Raw genomic sequence first — 15746 nt, 5'->3', positions numbered from 1 at the left:
AAGTGAAGCAACGTGGATTTACATTAATCGAAGTATTAGTTGCCATGGCTATTTTAGCGGTGGTGATTATGGCGACTCACCAAATTTTAGACTCAACCACCAAAGCAAAAGAAGCGTCTGATGAAAAAATAGCGGAGCTTAACGGCCTGCAAACCGCATTTAGGTTAATGGACCAAGACTTTAGCCAAATGACTCAGCGCACTGTACGTAACGAAGCCGGAGATGCGCAAGAGCAATACTTACTAGCAGGGCGTTATATATTAGAAAGCCAATACGATGGTATTGCGTTTGTACGCGATGGCTGGGTAAACCCAATTAATTTGCTGCCTCGCTCTGAGTTACAAGCCGTAGGGTATAGAGTGCTTGATGACAATTTAGAGCGTGTATACAGAGTGTATGTAGATCAGCTTGATAATATGGAGCCGCGGGTACAAGTTGTTTTAAAAGGTATTGAAGAGCTTAAATTTGAATTTTTAGATGCCAACAACGAATGGCAAGAGCAATGGCAAATAAAAGCGTTACCTAAAGCGGTTGCGGTTACTTTGCAGCAAATTGAGGCAGAGCCTATTCGTCGTGTTTTTTTAGTACCCGGGCAGGGTAAAAACAGCGGGGAGAGTAATTAATGAATAAGCGCGAATCACGCGGTGCCGCATTAGTTATTGTGCTGTTTATTGTTGCACTGGCGGCGATATTAGCCGTAGAAATGAGTGCTAATTTAATGGTGCAGGTTCAAAAAAGTACTAACTTGCAAGGTCACCAGCAAGCAAAGTGGTATGCCTACGGCGCTGAAGAGCTGGCAATAAAGGCACTAAAGTTAAGTAAAGACGATGATCCTGACAAAACCTCGTTAGATCAGGTTTGGGCTACGCAAGGCGACACCCAATACCCTGTAGATAACGGTACTCTAAGCGGTAAAATTACTGACCTACAAGCGTGTTTAAATTTAAATGCATTAGGGGAAGCGCCAGATCTAAACTCTACCAGCAAAACCAACCCTGCCCATAAAGCACTGTTTGCATTATTAGAAAATATTGAAGATTTACCTGCCGAGGAAAGCGAAGAAGCAATGGCAGATAGTGTATTTGACTGGCTTGATGAAAACAGCATTACCTATCGTTCAGGCGCTGAAGAAGACGAGTATTTATCCCGTGATTACCCTTATATGAGCGCAAATAGTTTATTTGCATCACCTTCTGAGCTGCGCTTGGTAAAAGGTTTTAACCCGCTAGTAATGGAAAAGGTATTACCTTTTGTGTGTGTTATTCCGGGGTCTCCCTTATTATCGATTAACGTCAATACGTTACTTCCTGAACAGGCACTTATTTTAAGTGCCATGATTGACGAATTATCGTTATCGAGCGCAGAGGCGGTTATAGCAGCTCGTCCTGAAACCGGCTTTGATAGCGTGGATGAATTTTTTTCCGAGGTACAGCAGCAAGGCGGTACAAATTTAGATTCGGTTAAAGAGTTATTTAGTATTAACAGCGAATATTTTAAATTACAAACGCAGGCGACGTTTGTCGATTTGCGTTTTTCGATGACCACATTACTTCATGCCAAAAATGGCGAAGTAACGATACTGGCGCGAAAATTTGGAGGCGTACAGTGACAGAAATACTGCTGATCCGCACGGGTCAAACAGAGCAAGATAAATTAAATTGGTTAATTTATTCACCACAAGAACAAGAAATAATTGCCAGTGGGGAATTAACCGACGCAAGCCGTTTAAGTGAGCTAAGTGAAAAAGCGCAAACCCGCGAGGTAGTGGTATTACTGCCTAGCGATCAGGTGCAGCTTAAAACAGTGGCGTTGCCGACTAAGTGGAATCGTAAGTTAGAGCAAGCGTTGCCATACATGCTTGAAGAAGATATTGCGTGCGATATAGACGAGCTATTTGTCGCAATTGGCGAACCCACTATGATTGATGAGCAGCATGCAATTAAAGTTGCCTTAACTGACCGCGAGTGGTTTGAAGCTTGGCTTGCTTTATTTTCAGAGCATAACTTGGCGGTATACACCGTTTTACCTGATGCGCTGCTACTGCCTACAGCCGATGATGATACATTAACCGCCATAGAGCTTAATAATCAGTGGTTATTTAAAAGAGGCGATTGGCATATTAGTGCCGTTGAAAATAGCTGGCTAAGGGAGTACTTAAGTGCACTTGGCGAGCCAAGCGTAAAGCACTATAGCCCAGCTAATCAGTTTCCTGAAAGTATTAACCTAATTTCACAAGCAAGCGACTACGATTTACCACTGGCCTTATTCGCTAAACAACTTACCAGCGTTAAATTTAATTTACGCCAAGGTATGTACCAGCTTAAAAAGAAAAGTGCACTGTGGTGGGGTTATTGGAAAGGCGCAGCCATTATTACCGGTGTTGCTTTATTTGCTACCATTGCCATAAAGCTGATTGAACTTAATCAACTTAACTCGCGTGTTGAGCTTGCTAAAGCTCAGGTAGTGGATAGATACCAAAAAGCATTCCCCGGAACTAAAGTGCGCCCTAACTTAATTAAAAGCCAAATCAGGGGCGCGCTTAAAACTATTAATGGCGAAAGTGAAGCCGGTTTTTTAGATTTGACCAGCCAATTGGTTGGCGTGTTTTCGCAAGTAAGCGAATTTACGCCAGAAACCCTACGTTACGATAAACGTCGCAATGAGCTGCGAATACGCGCACGCGCAAAAGACTTTCAAACGTTTGGTAAAGTAAAAAGTATACTTGAGCAACAAGGATTAACGGTTGAACAAGGCTCGTTAAATAACGATGGCGATTTTGTAGTGGGCGAAATAAAACTGCGAGGTGCAGTATGAAAAAGCAAATAATGCAATACTGGCGTTCTTTAAAAGAGCAAGAGCAGCAATTGATTATGGTTGCTGGTGGTATATTTGTTGTTTTTGTTTTAGTAATGGGAATTTTTAGACCTTTAAATAACGCCATAGATAAAGCTAAAAAGTCGTACGTCACTCAGCAAGAGCTGCTCGTATGGGTTGATCAAAGCATAGTAAAGTTAAAAGCGGCGGGTAACACGCAGGCAATTAGCAATCAAAATATTAGCCAAGTGGTTAATTCAACGCGTAGTCGTTACCGTATTACTATTAGTAAAATGCAGCCTAACGATAACTCGTTACGTTTAACGCTTGATTCGGTGGAGTTTAATCAATTAATAGAATGGTTAGACGAACTGGTTAATCAGCATGGCTTAAGAGTAGAAAACCTGGATTTAAGCAAAGATGATAAATCAGGGTTTGTACGTGTAAGCCGCTTAGTACTAGAGAAGTAATTAATGAAAAAAATAATAATATTATCAGTGGTATTTTTTATTAGTTTTGTTGTGTTTTGCATTATGAAATTACCAGCGGCGATTGCATTAGATCTAGCTAAGCCGTACTTACCAAAGCAGCTTGAAATAGGCCAAACCGTAGGGAGTGTGTGGCAAGGCCAAATGATGCAAGTGCGCTATCAAGACGAGCAATTAAATAATGTTCGCTGGGATATTGCTGGCTGGCAGTTATTTACGGGTAATTTAAATGCTAACTTAAAATTTGGTAATCCTCGTGAGCGTAGCGATATTTCGGGCTATGCTGATGTGAATTACGGATTATTTAATAATGTGGTTAAAGTTACCGATGGTATAATTCGCTCGACCGTAGAGCGTGCTATGCAACGTATTGCATTACCTATACCAGCTACTGCAAAAGGCCGTGTCATTTTAGAGGTTAATGAGTATACCTCAGGTCTGCCTTATTGTGAGTCATTAAAAGGCGAAATTGCCAGCCCCAATATAGATGTTAAAGGCTTTAATGGCTGGTTTAATATAGGGCCACTGAGTGGCATGTTAAGCTGTAAGTCGGGCGATATAGCCATTTTAGTAGACCCAGATAACACGTTAGGCCTTGAAGCCGACGCAACACTTAAAGCTAACTTTGACTTTAAAGTGGCAGGCTATGTTAAACCTGACGCCAGCTTACCAAAAGATGTACACGACGCGGTTAAGTTTTTAGGCCGCCCCGATGCGCAGGGCCGCTACCCACTAAATTTTTAATGTAACAAAAGAGATTTAATGCAATTACCACAGTTTAACGAACAACACGCACATCAATTAAGTACATTTTTAAGTACTCAACCTCAGGCTATGTCATTAACACAAAGCCAAGGCTATCTATTTGGGGTTATTTGCTCGCCAAACCCATTAGAAGTTCACCAGTGGTTAGCGCAGATTGTGCCTAATACGGCTAACGATTTAGACGAAGAAATACTGTTTTTATTTATGGCGTTGTACCATCAAATTAGTGAGCAAGTATTTGAAACCGGCTACAAGTTACCTGCCAATTTTGACCTAGACTATAGCCAAGCGTGGAGTGAAGGTTTTTTACGTGCTACTCAAGAATACGCACAACCCTTATTAACAGCTCCCGCGTTAGAGCCTCAGTACAAAGAAGCACTAGAGAGTGCGCTAAGTACGCTTAGCTTTTTTGCTGTTGATGAGCAAACAAGAGTGCAAATTGCGCAGCAAAACAGCATGACACTCGAAGCTTTATATCAGTATCAGTACGAATCAATGGGCGACTTTGCATTAGGTTTTGCCGAGCTAATTGAGGTGGTAGCTATAAACAGTGGGCTGATTACCGATGAAGGGTGGGAAGAGTAGCCTTTAGATGTATTAAACGGCGCTTAGGGTAATTAAGCGCCCAGTTCTAAAATAATATCAGTGCAGCCTTTTTTACACTTAACAGCGCCTTTGCCCGGCTCGCTGGTGGCTAAATCGAGTGTTAACACCTCGCCGCACTGCTCACAATGCAAGGTTTTACCTTGCGATAGCTTTTTAAGTATTGTGCGCTGTTTATGAAAAGAGTCACTCGATTTTTTGTTTAATTGCGAAAAATCCACTACTTAGCTCTCTTTTGTTCTAATGCATCCGATACAATTTTACACACTGTATTTAAACGTTGCTCGTAAAAATATAAATTTAGGTCGCGCTCGCGGCAATAACGTAAATGAAATAACTGCACTGAATCATCAGTGGTAAAGGTTTTTTCAATATATTCTTGCTCAGACTCAGAGAGCTTTAACGCACTGCTGATACGGTTTTTAGCCATGTTGGCCGCAGGGCTACGGTTTATTTTGCTCGCATCACTTAAAAAACCCACACCTTCACCTAATAGCTTTTCGCGGGGCTCTTTAACTAACGGGTGATCAATAGTAAAAAACGCAAGGATCAAAATGACCAATATAATAAATTTTTTCATGAATGCGTAAACCTTGATCTTAATGAGGTAATTTTAGCAAGCAGTGTAATAAACTGCATTTTAAAAGCAAGTAACTGAGATGAATAAATTATTAGCAATCTATACCTGTAATTTTAGTCTGTATTGTTATAATGGCCAGCAGCAGTTAGATATTTCTGAAATATCTGAAAGTATTCAAATAGCTGATTATATAAACTAATCACACTTACCATTAACGAACTACAGTTACAGTATAGAATACGCACACATTGCTACGTTTTTATTTCCAAGCGGCGTTGAGGAACTTCGATGGACAAGCAAATTAAAGTAAAAAATATACCTGCAGAGGTTAAAATCCAACAACCGGATTTAAGCCGTCAAGACGATAGGTTTAATCCACGTAACCGAATATATGTTCGTGCAGTAAAAGGGCTTCATCAGTTACTTAGACAACGTATAGGCTTTTTAGGCATGCTTGCTTTTATGCTTTTGCCTTGGATAAATTTTAATGGCCAGCAAGCTGTGTTATTTGACTTAGTTGGCCAAAAGTACAATATTTTTGGGCTAACGCTGTGGCCGCAAGATTTCACTATATTAGCCTTTATATTTATGTTGGCAGCGTTTGCACTATTTTTGGTCACTACCTTTTATGGCCGAGTATGGTGTGGCTATACCTGCCCGCAAACTGTATGGACCTTTATATTTATTTGGTTTGAAGAAAAGTTTGAAGGCACAGCTAATCAGCGTAAAAAGCTAGATCAACGCCCGATGGACTTAGATAAGTTTTGGCGAAAAACAGCAAAGCACACTAGTTGGGTTTTATTTGCCTTATATACGGCGATTTCGTTTGTTGGATACTTTACGCCTATCCGTGAATTACTCCCTGACTTTGTTACTTTTAATGTAGGTGGTTACGCGCTGGTAAGTATTATTTTCTTTGCAGCGTGTACTTACGCTAACGCAGGGTGGATGCGTGAAATTATGTGTTTACACATTTGTCCCTATTCACGTTTTCAATCAGCTATGTTTGATAAAGACACTTACACCGTAACGTACGATGAAAAACGCGGCGAAAGCCGAGGCCCACGTTCGCGTAAAATTGCCCACGAAGATTTAGAAATGGGCGATTGTATAGACTGTAACTTGTGTGTGCAGGTTTGCCCTACAGGAATAGATATTCGCAATGGTTTGCAAGCTGAGTGTATAAATTGTGGCGCATGTATTGATGCCTGCGATGGTGTAATGGATAAAATGGATTACCCGCGAGGTCTTATTTCTTATACTACAGAGCGTAATCTCGAAACACCTGAAAATAAAACCAACCCACTGCGAGCTAAAATCATAGGTTACACGGTCATACTGGTGGTGCTTACCAGTGCGCTGGTGGCTAACATTGCATTTAGAAAGCCTATGGACTTTGACATAATACGAGACCGTAACCAATTGTATCGTGTTGACTTTAATGGCTTGGTAGAAAACACCTATACATTAAAAGTAATCAACAAGGCGCAGTACGAGCAAACCTTTAATATTGATGTTCAAGGCCTTGAAAACTTTAAGTACATTGGCAAGCAAACATTTACAGTACAAGCTGGGCAATCGCATAATGTGCCATTGTCACTTGTGATGGACCCGTATGATTTAAAAGCGCCAATGACGGAGTTTAACTTTGTACTTTCACCGGTTAATGACCCCGATGAAAACATATCGCAACCGAGTAACTTTTTTAAAGCGCGATAAAATACTAACAAAAGCGGGGTAACCCGCTTTTTACATTAAGAAGCCCATGAGTAAATTTAGTTTTGAAGATTTAACGCCCGACTTAATTCTCGATGCAATAGAAAGCGTTGGTATATATGCAGAGTCAGGTTTATTAGCACTTAATAGCTACGAAAACAGAGTCTACCAATTTAAGGCGGAAGATGGCCTGCGCTACGTTGTTAAGTTTTACCGACCAGAGCGCTGGAGCAAAGCGCAAATACAAGAAGAGCATGACTTTGCTTTCGAGCTTGCCGAAGCTGAAGTACCCGTTGTTGCACCCATTAAGCACAACGGACAAAGCTTATTTGAACACCAGGGCTACGTTTTTGTGTTGTTTCCTAGTGTGGGTGGACGGTTATTTGAAGTGGATAACCTAGATCAGCTTGATGTAATGGGGCGTTTAATTGGCCGTATGCATCAGGTAGCTAAAAGCAAAGCATTTGAGCACAGGCCTACGTTTAGCTGCGAAGAATATTTGCATACAGCTAAAGTTCATCTGCAAAAAAGTAATTTGGTACCTATGGGGATCAGCACTGCTTTTTATACCATATTGGACTTGGTTATTGAGCAAACGCAAGCACAGTATAAAAATGTGCAAACGATACGCTTACATGGTGATTGCCACGCTGGTAACATTTTGTGGGCAGGCGAAGCACTTATGTTTGTTGATTTAGATGATGCTCGCCAAGGGCCGGCCATTCAAGATTTATGGATGATGCTCAGTGGCGATCGTCAAACACAGCTGTTACAGTTAGACACCCTTGTAAATGCGTATGAAGAGTTTTGTGATTTTGACCACACTCAACTCAAATTAATTGAACCGCTTCGTGCAATGCGTATTATTCATTATATGGGTTGGGTAGCCAAGCGATGGAGCGATCCGGCGTTCGTACGGAACTTTTCATGGTTTGCTGAAGACAAATACTGGGAGCAACAGATTTTAGCACTTAAAGAGCAACTTGCTGCACTGCAAGAAGCCCCGCTGAAGTTATTGCCATAAAATTTTATTTAAAAAGTACACGAGATACCAATGCTTAAAAAATTGAAACTGAGCCTACTACTTTTATGTTTACCATTTGCAGCCCTTGCTGCACAGTTTGAAGCCGATAACCAGTACACTGTTATTGATGTAGAAAAAAGCGCAGAGCCACAAGTAACCGAGTTTTTCTCATTTTACTGTCCGCATTGTTTTAAATTTGAGCCTGTTGCAAAAGCAATTGAAAAAAGCCTGCCCGAGGGTACTGAATTTATAAAAAATCACGTTAACTTTTTAGGTGGCGTATCACCACAGGCGCAAAGCAACTTAAGCTACGCCTACTTAATCGGTAAAAAGCACGGTCAAGCACAAAGTATCAGCGATCAAATCTTTAAAAGTATTCATGTACAGCGCGCACCTTTAACGCAAATCAAAGACGTAAAAAAGTTACTTGAAGTTAACGGTATTGATAGTGCAACGTTTGATCAAGACATTGCCAGCATGCCAATTATTTCTGCTGAGCGTGCAATGCAAGATAAACAAAACAAATATTCAAAATTAGGTGCGCTAACTGGTGTACCTACCTTTATCGTAAATGATAAATATAAAATAAACATGAATACTATTAATAACCAGCAAGAACTGAATGAGTTAGTTGCTTTTTTACTAACACTTTAATCTCGGAGAACAATAACAATGATCAAATTAGTTAAAGCAGGTTTACTTGCATTACTACTACCAATGGCAGCAACTAGTTTTGCAGCAACGTATGAAGAAGGCGTGCATTACGATGTAGTGGCAGAACGCGCGACTAAAAAGCCAGAAGTTAAAGAGTTTTTCTCATTTTATTGCCCAGCTTGTAATAACATGGAAGCATTAATTGGTGAGTTTAAGCCAAAGCTAGACAAAGACGTTAAATTTAAAAAGAGCCATGTTGATTTTGTCGGTGTTCGCGATCCAGAAAACCAACAAATGATGAGCCAAGCGTTAGCAACCGCGGAAGTGCTTCCACAAAAAGATAAAATTGTTGCGGCTATTTTTAACCACATTCACACAAAGCGCGCTAAATTTAACGAGCTTGCAGATGTAAAAGATGTATTTGTAGCGCAGGGTGTTGATGGCGATAAGTTTGATAAACTATACAAAAGCTTCTCGGTACGTACATTAAGCTCTAAAATGAAACGTGACCAAAATTACTTTAAAGAAAAAGGCGCGCTACGTGGCGTACCAACCTTTATCGTAAATGGTAAATACAAATTAAACCTAGGCCGAGAGTCGGGTATTACCGCGCCAGAAGATATTAGTAAATTAATTAACTATTTAGCGAACAAGTAAGATTTGTTAAAACAAAAAAAGCTCCTGAGGGAGCTTTTTTTATGGAAGTGATTTAAATTTAACTCACTATTTTCTTTGTAAGAAAACACCCGATTCAATGTGATGCGTATATGGGAACTGATCAAATATCGCAAAACGCTTAACGTTATGGGTGCGCGTCAAATGATCTAAATCGCGCTCAAGCGTGTTTGGGTTGCACGATATATAAATAATGTTCTCGTAGTTAGCCACTAAGTCACACGTAAGGGTATCCATACCTGCGCGCGGTGGGTCGACCAAAATAGTTTGGCAATCGTAACTTTTTAAATCTATCCCCTCTAAGCGCGAAAAGGTACGTTCACCATTCATTGCCTGGGTAAACTCTTCACTCGACATGCGAATTATATCTAAGTTATCTACTTTATTTTTAGCAATGTTGTATTGCGCTGAATGCACAGAAGACTTAGATATTTCAGTAGCTAATACGCGATTAAATGAACCCGCCAATGCAATAGAGAAATTACCATTACCACAGTAAAGCTCTAGTAAATCGTTATTAAGTGGTTTGCATAGGTCTTGCGCCCACTCAAGCATTTTAATATTTACTTTCGCATTTGGCTGAGTAAAGCTATTTTCAACTTGTTGGTAAATAAGCTCTTGGCCATTTACTGTTAAACGCTCTGTGACAAAGTCATCGCCTAGCACTTCTTTTTGCTTGCGCGCTCGGCCAATAAAATCAATTTTGTATTTACTGCTTAGTTTTTCTTTAAGGGCTTTAATTTCAGTTAGCCACTGATCATCAAGTGGCTTGTGATAAAGCAAGCTTACTAAAATCTCACCGCTTAATGACGATAAATAGTCAATTTGAAACAGCTTACGACGTAATACTTCACACGACTTTAAATTATCAATCATCACCTGCATCACTTCACCAACTAATGGCGCAGCAGGGTCAAAAGTGTCAACGCGAATTTTTTCTTTTGTTGCTTGATCAAACATAATATGAAATAGATCATCCCCATCGTGCCATACTCTAAATTCAGCACGTTGGCGGTAGTTAATTGGCTCTGAGCTAAATACCTCTAATTGTTGCACACCAAATCGCTTAAATTGCGACGTAATACGCTGCTCTTTTTCATTTAGCTGCGTATCGTACTGTGTGGTATCTATTTTAATCACTGCCATTAATGCTACTACCTTATCTATGAGATCTATTTATCGGCGCTATTGTAGGGAGCGAGCAGTATTTGTCTAGTTTTGCTGATAATAAAGTTGCTGTTTTTTTAAACATGCACTTTAGTTTTGTCACTATTAGCCGATAATAAGCTAAGTACGTAACGGAGGTGGATCATGAAAATCGGTAATTATGGCTATACGCCAAACAACAACGTAAACAAATTTAATAATAAAGAGGCGCTACAGCAGCCAACAATCCAATCTCCGCAAGAAACTTCATTACAGCGAGGCAGAGAACTTGCTGCAAAAGTGCTTGGCGACAAAATGGCAGAGCAACTAGGTTTACCTGTTGAGCAAAAACAAGCCGATAAACCTTTATTCGATTTTGATGAAATAGTAAAAAATGTACTCGACTTTGTATCTGGCGCAGTTAATAAAGCTAAAGCCAATGGTGCTGATGACGATAAATTAAAAAACATGTTAGACGATGCGCGCACTGGGGTTCAAACCGGTATAGACGAAGCGGTTGATGAACTAAAAGGCACCGGTGTATTTAACGAAGAAATGCAAGAGGGCATCGACAAGTCAAAAGAAGGCATTTTTGAGGGGCTTGATGAGTTTGAGCAAACCCTATTTAACCCACAACCGGCCAGTGTAAGCGTAAGCCAAGCACAATATGTAAGTATGAGTAGTAATGCTGAATATAAGTTTACAACAGCCGAAGGTGATGAAGTCAGTATTAGCTTTGCTGATGCATATGAGTCGCAAACAGCGAGCGGGTATCAACAAAGTAATAACAGCGAATCATTTGCCAGCTCATCGTCGCAATCTCGAGAGCTGTCTTTCTCAATGTCGGTTAATGGTGATTTAAATGAACAAGAGCAAGATGCTATTAATGCCATGATGGAAGAGCTACAAGGAGTAAGTAAAACATTTTTTAGTGGTGATTTGGATGAAGCATTTGAAAAAGCACAAGAGCTGAGCTTAGGCAGTGAGCAACTAGTGGCATTTTCAATGGATCTTCGCCAAACGAAAACAGTCGCTACCGTTAAAAGTTATGAGCAATATCAACCAAACCCAACAAAAGAGGTAGCCGATGCGATCGCGCCTTTTAATGACGACCTAAAAAATGCATTCGATAAAGCATCGCAACTAGGCCTACAAGATCAGCTTGCCGGTATTATAGAGTGGCTAAACCAAGATCAAGCAGCGGTCGATCAGCTAGTTGATTATACCCAGGCAATGTTCGAAAACCTAAATCAATTAAATTCAGCGGGCGATGCACTCGCCGCGCTAAAGTCTGAGCAAAGCTAAACTGCTTTCTTTTATAAATACCTCATGGCAAACTGCCGTTCTTAATAAACAGTAGGAACCAAAGTTTGTCAGCCCACATAATGGTATTTGATTCAGGTATAGGTGGCACCACCGTGCTTGAGCATATTCAAAAGCGTATTCCAGATGCACAGTACAGCTACTTTATGGATAATGCGTTACTCCCTTATGGCGCGCAAACCCAGCAAACTATTATAGGCCGTTTGTGCTCACTCATTTATTTTATTGAGCAAAACGCGCTTAAAGTCGATCTTATTGTTATAGCCTGCAATACAGCCTCTACATCAGCCTTAAGTGAAGTACGCAAAATTACATCAATACCTATTGTCGGCGTGGTGCCTGCAATAAAGCCTGCTGCTGAGGTAACTCGCACAAAGCACATCGGCTTATTGGCAACCCCGGCCACAGTTGCAAGTCCCTATACTCATACATTAATAAAAGAGCATGCCAGCAACGTAACAGTGAGTTTATATAGCAGTGTTGAACTGGTGGCATTGGCTGAGCAGTTATTTTTCACTCAGCAGCTAGATACACTCAAACTGCACAAAGAGCTAACACGTTTGGGCATAAACTCAGATATAGATGTACTTGTACTAGGTTGCACACATTTTCCAATTCTTAGCAATGCCATACAAGCGTACTTTAATAATTCAGTGCAATTACTCGATTCAGGCGCGGCCATTGCCAGCAGAGTAAGCTACCTACTAGAGCAGCATAACTTTGGAAATAAATTTACAGACCAAAAAAAGCCGCTGCAATATTATGCAACGGCTGATGTTTTGAGTAATAAGCTAGCTATAAAGCACGTTACACTGATTGATCCGTCCCAGTGCGTAAAGAGCTAGAATCATCTTCTTGTTTTTGTTTTGCCTCACGTACTTTTAAAGTACGCTGTTGGAACTCACTATCGTTTAACTTAGCAATTGCATTGTCTGCATCTGCTTGTGCCATTTCAACAAAACCAAAGCCACGACGTTTGCCAGTATTTTTATCCTTTAATAGGCGCACGTTGAAAACTTTACCTTGTTCTTCAAACAAAGCACGAACTACGCCTTCATTTGCACGATAAGGAAGATTACCAACATAAAGTGTTTTTGTTTTTACTTCAGCTTCTTCACCACCTTCCGATGACATTGCAGCAATAGCAACCCCACCAATTAATAAACCAGCACCAAATAGCAATGCTGGGCTTAAAGCTAAGCTGCCTAAAGCAAACTCAACAATAACAAAACCAACTACAGCAAGAATAACAGAGAAGATAAAAGATTTTTGATCGGGTAATTTCATTTTAGATCTACCAATAAACAGGAAATAAACATTAATTTAACATTGTGAACTTGCTATCTTAACGTCTTAAACGAACATAGCAATGAAATTTATATTAAATAATAAAAACCAGTATAAAAAAGCATCATCTTAGCCAGTTATTTAGCTAGTTTTACGCTGTTTTGCTCTATTTTTGTTCGAACAGTAAAAAGATCTAAAAAAAGGGTTGATCTGTTTTCGGATCTCCCTATAATGCGACCCCACTGAGACGGGGAACGCCAACGCATAGCGAGGCAGGAGCTGCTCAGAGAGTTAAGTAAAACTTCGGTTTTAAATATTCTAAAAAGAAAGTTTAAAATTAAGTATTGACTCGAAAAATAAAGGATGTATTATACGCATCCCTAGCGACAACGTCGCAACGTTCTTTAACAATATAAAGCAATCATCTGTGTGGGCACTCGTACAGATTGAGTTCTAACAGCCAAGCTTAGTTTACTAAGTGAGGCAAACAAATTTAGAGTCTCAATTGAAACTGAGTGACCAACAGCAATAACTACTCCGGTAGGAATTGCAGCACAGTCAATTCAATATCGAAAGATATTAAATAAATTCAGAATTCATTGAGCTGTCGAAAGACAAAAAACTTTTTAATTGAAGAGTTTGATCATGGCTCAGATTGAACGCTGGCGGCAGGCCTAACACATGCAAGTCGAGCGGTAACATTTCTAGCTTGCTAGAAGATGACGAGCGGCGGACGGGTGAGTAATGCTTGGGAACATGCCTTGAGGTGGGGGACAACAGTTGGAAACGACTGCTAATACCGCATAATGTCTACGGACCAAAGGGGGCTTCGGCTCTCGCCTTTAGATTGGCCCAAGTGGGATTAGCTAGTTGGTGAGGTAATGGCTCACCAAGGCGACGATCCCTAGCTGGTTTGAGAGGATGATCAGCCACACTGGGACTGAGACACGGCCCAGACTCCTACGGGAGGCAGCAGTGGGGAATATTGCACAATGGGCGAAAGCCTGATGCAGCCATGCCGCGTGTGTGAAGAAGGCCTTCGGGTTGTAAAGCACTTTCAGTCAGGAGGAAAGGTTAGTAGTTAATACCTGCTAGCTGTGACGTTACTGACAGAAGAAGCACCGGCTAACTCCGTGCCAGCAGCCGCGGTAATACGGAGGGTGCGAGCGTTAATCGGAATTACTGGGCGTAAAGCGTACGCAGGCGGTTTGTTAAGCGAGATGTGAAAGCCCCGGGCTCAACCTGGGAACTGCATTTCGAACTGGCAAACTAGAGTGTGATAGAGGGTGGTAGAATTTCAGGTGTAGCGGTGAAATGCGTAGAGATCTGAAGGAATACCGATGGCGAAGGCAGCCACCTGGGTCAACACTGACGCTCATGTACGAAAGCGTGGGGAGCAAACAGGATTAGATACCCTGGTAGTCCACGCCGTAAACGATGTCTACTAGAAGCTCGGAACCTCGGTTCTGTTTTTCAAAGCTAACGCATTAAGTAGACCGCCTGGGGAGTACGGCCGCAAGGTTAAAACTCAAATGAATTGACGGGGGCCCGCACAAGCGGTGGAGCATGTGGTTTAATTCGATGCAACGCGAAGAACCTTACCTACACTTGACATACAGAGAACTTACCAGAGATGGTTTGGTGCCTTCGGGAACTCTGATACAGGTGCTGCATGGCTGTCGTCAGCTCGTGTTGTGAGATGTTGGGTTAAGTCCCGCAACGAGCGCAACCCCTATCCTTAGTTGCTAGCAGGTAATGCTGAGAACTCTAAGGAGACTGCCGGTGATAAACCGGAGGAAGGTGGGGACGACGTCAAGTCATCATGGCCCTTACGTGTAGGGCTACACACGTGCTACAATGGCGCATACAGAGTGCTGCGAACTCGCGAGAGTAAGCGAATCACTTAAAGTGCGTCGTAGTCCGGATTGGAGTCTGCAACTCGACTCCATGAAGTCGGAATCGCTAGTAATCGCGTATCAGAATGACGCGGTGAATACGTTCCCGGGCCTTGTACACACCGCCCGTCACACCATGGGAGTGGGTTGCTCCAGAAGTAGATAGTCTAACCCTCGGGAGGACGTTTACCACGGAGTGATTCATGACTGGGGTGAAGTCGTAACAAGGTAGCCCTAGGGGAACCTGGGGCTGGATCACCTCCTTATACGATTTAGAACTTATTTGTTCGTAGTGTCCACACAGATGATTGTTAATTGTAAAGAGAACAACACTTATTGTTTGGGTCTGTAGCTCAGTTGGTTAGAGCGCACCCCTGATAAGGGTGAGGTCGGTGGTTCAAATCCACCCAGACCCACCACTTTGCTACCATACGTTGTTATGACACTCCTCGTTTAGTGAACTAAACATTTGTCGTGTCATGCCTAGTCTGGATCAAAGTCGGATAACAAACAGTAAGACCAGCATATGTGGGGCTATAGCTCAGCTGGGAGAGCGCCTGCCTTGCACGCAGGAGGTCAGCAGTTCGATCCTGCTTAGCTCCACCACTTTACTTCTTAAAAATAAATATTCTTTATCGGGTAGCAACATCACCTGAGAATAGAGTGTGTTTAATTTTGAGAAGTTTTTGATTCTCTGCTCTTTAAAAATTTGGAAAAGCTGATAATAAAATTCTGATAAATACATTGTATTTATCAAGAGTTTTCAAAAGTAAAAA

At 41.3% G+C, this 15746-nt stretch carries 16 protein-coding genes, 2 tRNA genes and 1 rRNA gene; 15 read left to right on the top strand and 4 right to left on the bottom strand.

All coding sequences use genetic code 11. The annotated features are described in order from the left end of the window. Window positions 1-2 precede the first annotated feature (2 nt). Genes gspJ through QUE46_RS15150 form a run of 6 tightly spaced genes read left to right on the top strand, consistent with a single transcriptional unit; the run spans window position 3 to window position 4652 of the window. Window positions 3-623, top strand: coding sequence for a type II secretion system minor pseudopilin GspJ (gene gspJ / locus QUE46_RS15175; protein WP_004588444.1), 621 nt, complete (start codon window positions 3-5; stop codon window positions 621-623). Next, window positions 623-1609, top strand: coding sequence for a type II secretion system minor pseudopilin GspK (gspK, locus tag QUE46_RS15170; protein WP_286245480.1), 987 nt, complete (start codon window positions 623-625; stop codon window positions 1607-1609). The genes gspJ and gspK overlap by 1 nt, the downstream gene beginning before the upstream one ends. After that, complete coding sequence (gene gspL, locus QUE46_RS15165) at window positions 1606-2814, top strand: type II secretion system protein GspL (protein ID WP_286245479.1); 1209 nt, start codon at window positions 1606-1608, stop codon at window positions 2812-2814. Before gspK ends, gspL begins: the two co-directional genes overlap by 4 nt. Next, on the top strand, window positions 2811-3284 hold the full coding sequence (gene gspM, locus QUE46_RS15160; RefSeq protein WP_138542494.1) for a type II secretion system protein GspM: 474 nt from the start codon (window positions 2811-2813) through the stop codon (window positions 3282-3284). The genes gspL and gspM overlap by 4 nt, the downstream gene beginning before the upstream one ends. Before the next feature lie 3 nt (window positions 3285-3287). Next, the gene (locus QUE46_RS15155; RefSeq protein ID WP_286245478.1) at window positions 3288-4046 is read left to right on the top strand and encodes a type II secretion system protein N; all 759 of its coding nucleotides are present in this window, start codon (window positions 3288-3290) and stop codon (window positions 4044-4046) included. Window positions 4047-4064: 18 nt separating this feature from the next. Further along, a complete protein-coding gene (locus QUE46_RS15150) occupies window positions 4065-4652 on the top strand; it encodes a UPF0149 family protein (RefSeq protein ID WP_286245477.1) in 588 nt (195 codons plus the stop codon). 32 nt (window positions 4653-4684) lie between these two features. On the opposite strand, the gene QUE46_RS15145 is transcribed toward QUE46_RS15150, so the two are convergent. Both QUE46_RS15145 and QUE46_RS15140 read right to left on the bottom strand, forming a co-directional pair. After that, on the bottom strand, window positions 4685-4891 hold the full coding sequence (locus tag QUE46_RS15145; RefSeq protein ID WP_286245476.1) for a hypothetical protein: 207 nt from the start codon (window positions 4889-4891) through the stop codon (window positions 4685-4687). After that, window positions 4891-5250: a hypothetical protein gene (locus QUE46_RS15140; protein WP_286245475.1), complete on the bottom strand. Its 360-nt coding sequence runs from the start codon at window positions 5248-5250 to the stop codon at window positions 4891-4893. Before QUE46_RS15140 ends, QUE46_RS15145 begins: the two co-directional genes overlap by 1 nt. A 288-nt stretch (window positions 5251-5538) precedes the next feature. Between QUE46_RS15140 and ccoG the strand changes: the two genes are divergently transcribed. From ccoG to QUE46_RS15120, 4 genes are read left to right on the top strand one after another with little or no spacing between them, the layout of a single operon-like run. Then, the gene (ccoG, locus tag QUE46_RS15135) at window positions 5539-6969 is read left to right on the top strand and encodes a cytochrome c oxidase accessory protein CcoG (RefSeq protein ID WP_286245474.1); all 1431 of its coding nucleotides are present in this window, start codon (window positions 5539-5541) and stop codon (window positions 6967-6969) included. Window positions 6970-7015: 46 nt separating this feature from the next. Beyond that, window positions 7016-7990, top strand: coding sequence for a serine/threonine protein kinase (locus QUE46_RS15130; protein ID WP_286245473.1), 975 nt, complete (start codon window positions 7016-7018; stop codon window positions 7988-7990). Between the two features lie 30 nt (window positions 7991-8020). Next, entirely contained in the window at window positions 8021-8644 is a 624-nt protein-coding gene (locus QUE46_RS15125; protein WP_286245472.1) for a thiol:disulfide interchange protein DsbA/DsbL, read from the top strand. Between the two features lie 18 nt (window positions 8645-8662). Further along, a complete protein-coding gene (locus QUE46_RS15120) occupies window positions 8663-9301 on the top strand; it encodes a thiol:disulfide interchange protein DsbA/DsbL (protein WP_286245471.1) in 639 nt (212 codons plus the stop codon). Between the two features lie 66 nt (window positions 9302-9367). Here QUE46_RS15120 and trmA read toward each other — a convergent pair whose 3' ends face one another. After that, window positions 9368-10465 carry a tRNA (uridine(54)-C5)-methyltransferase TrmA gene (gene trmA / locus QUE46_RS15115; RefSeq protein WP_286245470.1) on the bottom strand — a complete coding sequence of 366 codons (1098 nt, stop codon included), beginning with the start codon at window positions 10463-10465 and terminating at the stop codon, window positions 9368-9370. Window positions 10466-10630: 165 nt separating this feature from the next. Here trmA and QUE46_RS15110 point away from each other — a divergent pair, with 165 nt between their 5' ends. Both QUE46_RS15110 and murI read left to right on the top strand, forming a co-directional pair. After that, window positions 10631-11770, top strand: a complete 1140-nt coding sequence (locus tag QUE46_RS15110) for a DUF5610 domain-containing protein (RefSeq protein WP_286245469.1) — start codon at window positions 10631-10633, stop codon at window positions 11768-11770. A 65-nt stretch (window positions 11771-11835) separates the two neighbouring features. After that, the gene (gene murI, locus QUE46_RS15105; RefSeq protein ID WP_286245468.1) at window positions 11836-12633 is read left to right on the top strand and encodes a glutamate racemase; all 798 of its coding nucleotides are present in this window, start codon (window positions 11836-11838) and stop codon (window positions 12631-12633) included. On the opposite strand, the gene QUE46_RS15100 is transcribed toward murI, so the two are convergent. Continuing rightward, window positions 12596-13075 (bottom strand): RNA-binding protein, encoded by a 480-nt coding sequence (locus QUE46_RS15100; protein WP_286245467.1) that lies wholly within the window; start codon window positions 13073-13075, stop codon window positions 12596-12598. The two genes, murI and QUE46_RS15100, sit on opposite strands and share 38 nt — an antisense overlap. A gap of 627 nt (window positions 13076-13702) precedes the next feature. Here QUE46_RS15100 and QUE46_RS15095 point away from each other — a divergent pair. The 3 genes from QUE46_RS15095 to QUE46_RS15085 all read left to right on the top strand — a co-directional run bounded on the left by QUE46_RS15095 (window position 13703) and on the right by QUE46_RS15085 (window position 15576). After that, window positions 13703-15236 (top strand): 16S ribosomal RNA (locus QUE46_RS15095). A 76-nt stretch (window positions 15237-15312) separates the two neighbouring features. Beyond that, window positions 15313-15389 (top strand) — tRNA-Ile (locus tag QUE46_RS15090). Window positions 15390-15500: 111 nt separating this feature from the next. Continuing rightward, window positions 15501-15576 (top strand) — tRNA-Ala (locus QUE46_RS15085). The last annotated feature ends 170 nt before the right edge of the window (window positions 15577-15746 follow it).

The sequence above is a fragment of the Pseudoalteromonas sp. MM1 genome (assembly GCF_030296835.1).
Classification (GTDB): domain Bacteria; phylum Pseudomonadota; class Gammaproteobacteria; order Enterobacterales; family Alteromonadaceae; genus Pseudoalteromonas.
Note: the sequence above shows the minus strand (reverse complement) of the source record. Positions and strands in the feature narration are given on the sequence as shown.

What these genes read in the sequence shown, in the direction of transcription:
- gspK (WP_286245480.1), top strand. Translation starts at nt 623, where the DNA reads ATGAATAAGCGCGAATCACGCGGTGCCGCATTAGTTATTGTGCTGTTT.
- gspM (WP_138542494.1), top strand. Translation starts at nt 2,811, where the DNA reads ATGAAAAAGCAAATAATGCAATACTGGCGTTCTTTAAAAGAGCAAGAG.
- QUE46_RS15155 (WP_286245478.1), top strand. Translation starts at nt 3,288, where the DNA reads ATGAAAAAAATAATAATATTATCAGTGGTATTTTTTATTAGTTTTGTT.
- QUE46_RS15150 (WP_286245477.1), top strand. Translation starts at nt 4,065, where the DNA reads ATGCAATTACCACAGTTTAACGAACAACACGCACATCAATTAAGTACA.
- QUE46_RS15140 (WP_286245475.1), bottom strand. Translation starts at nt 5,250, where the DNA reads ATGAAAAAATTTATTATATTGGTCATTTTGATCCTTGCGTTTTTTACT.
- ccoG (WP_286245474.1), top strand. Translation starts at nt 5,539, where the DNA reads ATGGACAAGCAAATTAAAGTAAAAAATATACCTGCAGAGGTTAAAATC.
- QUE46_RS15130 (WP_286245473.1), top strand. Translation starts at nt 7,016, where the DNA reads ATGAGTAAATTTAGTTTTGAAGATTTAACGCCCGACTTAATTCTCGAT.
- QUE46_RS15125 (WP_286245472.1), top strand. Translation starts at nt 8,021, where the DNA reads ATGCTTAAAAAATTGAAACTGAGCCTACTACTTTTATGTTTACCATTT.
- QUE46_RS15120 (WP_286245471.1), top strand. Translation starts at nt 8,663, where the DNA reads ATGATCAAATTAGTTAAAGCAGGTTTACTTGCATTACTACTACCAATG.
- trmA (WP_286245470.1), bottom strand. Translation starts at nt 10,465, where the DNA reads ATGGCAGTGATTAAAATAGATACCACACAGTACGATACGCAGCTAAAT.
- QUE46_RS15110 (WP_286245469.1), top strand. Translation starts at nt 10,631, where the DNA reads ATGAAAATCGGTAATTATGGCTATACGCCAAACAACAACGTAAACAAA.
- QUE46_RS15100 (WP_286245467.1), bottom strand. Translation starts at nt 13,075, where the DNA reads ATGAAATTACCCGATCAAAAATCTTTTATCTTCTCTGTTATTCTTGCT.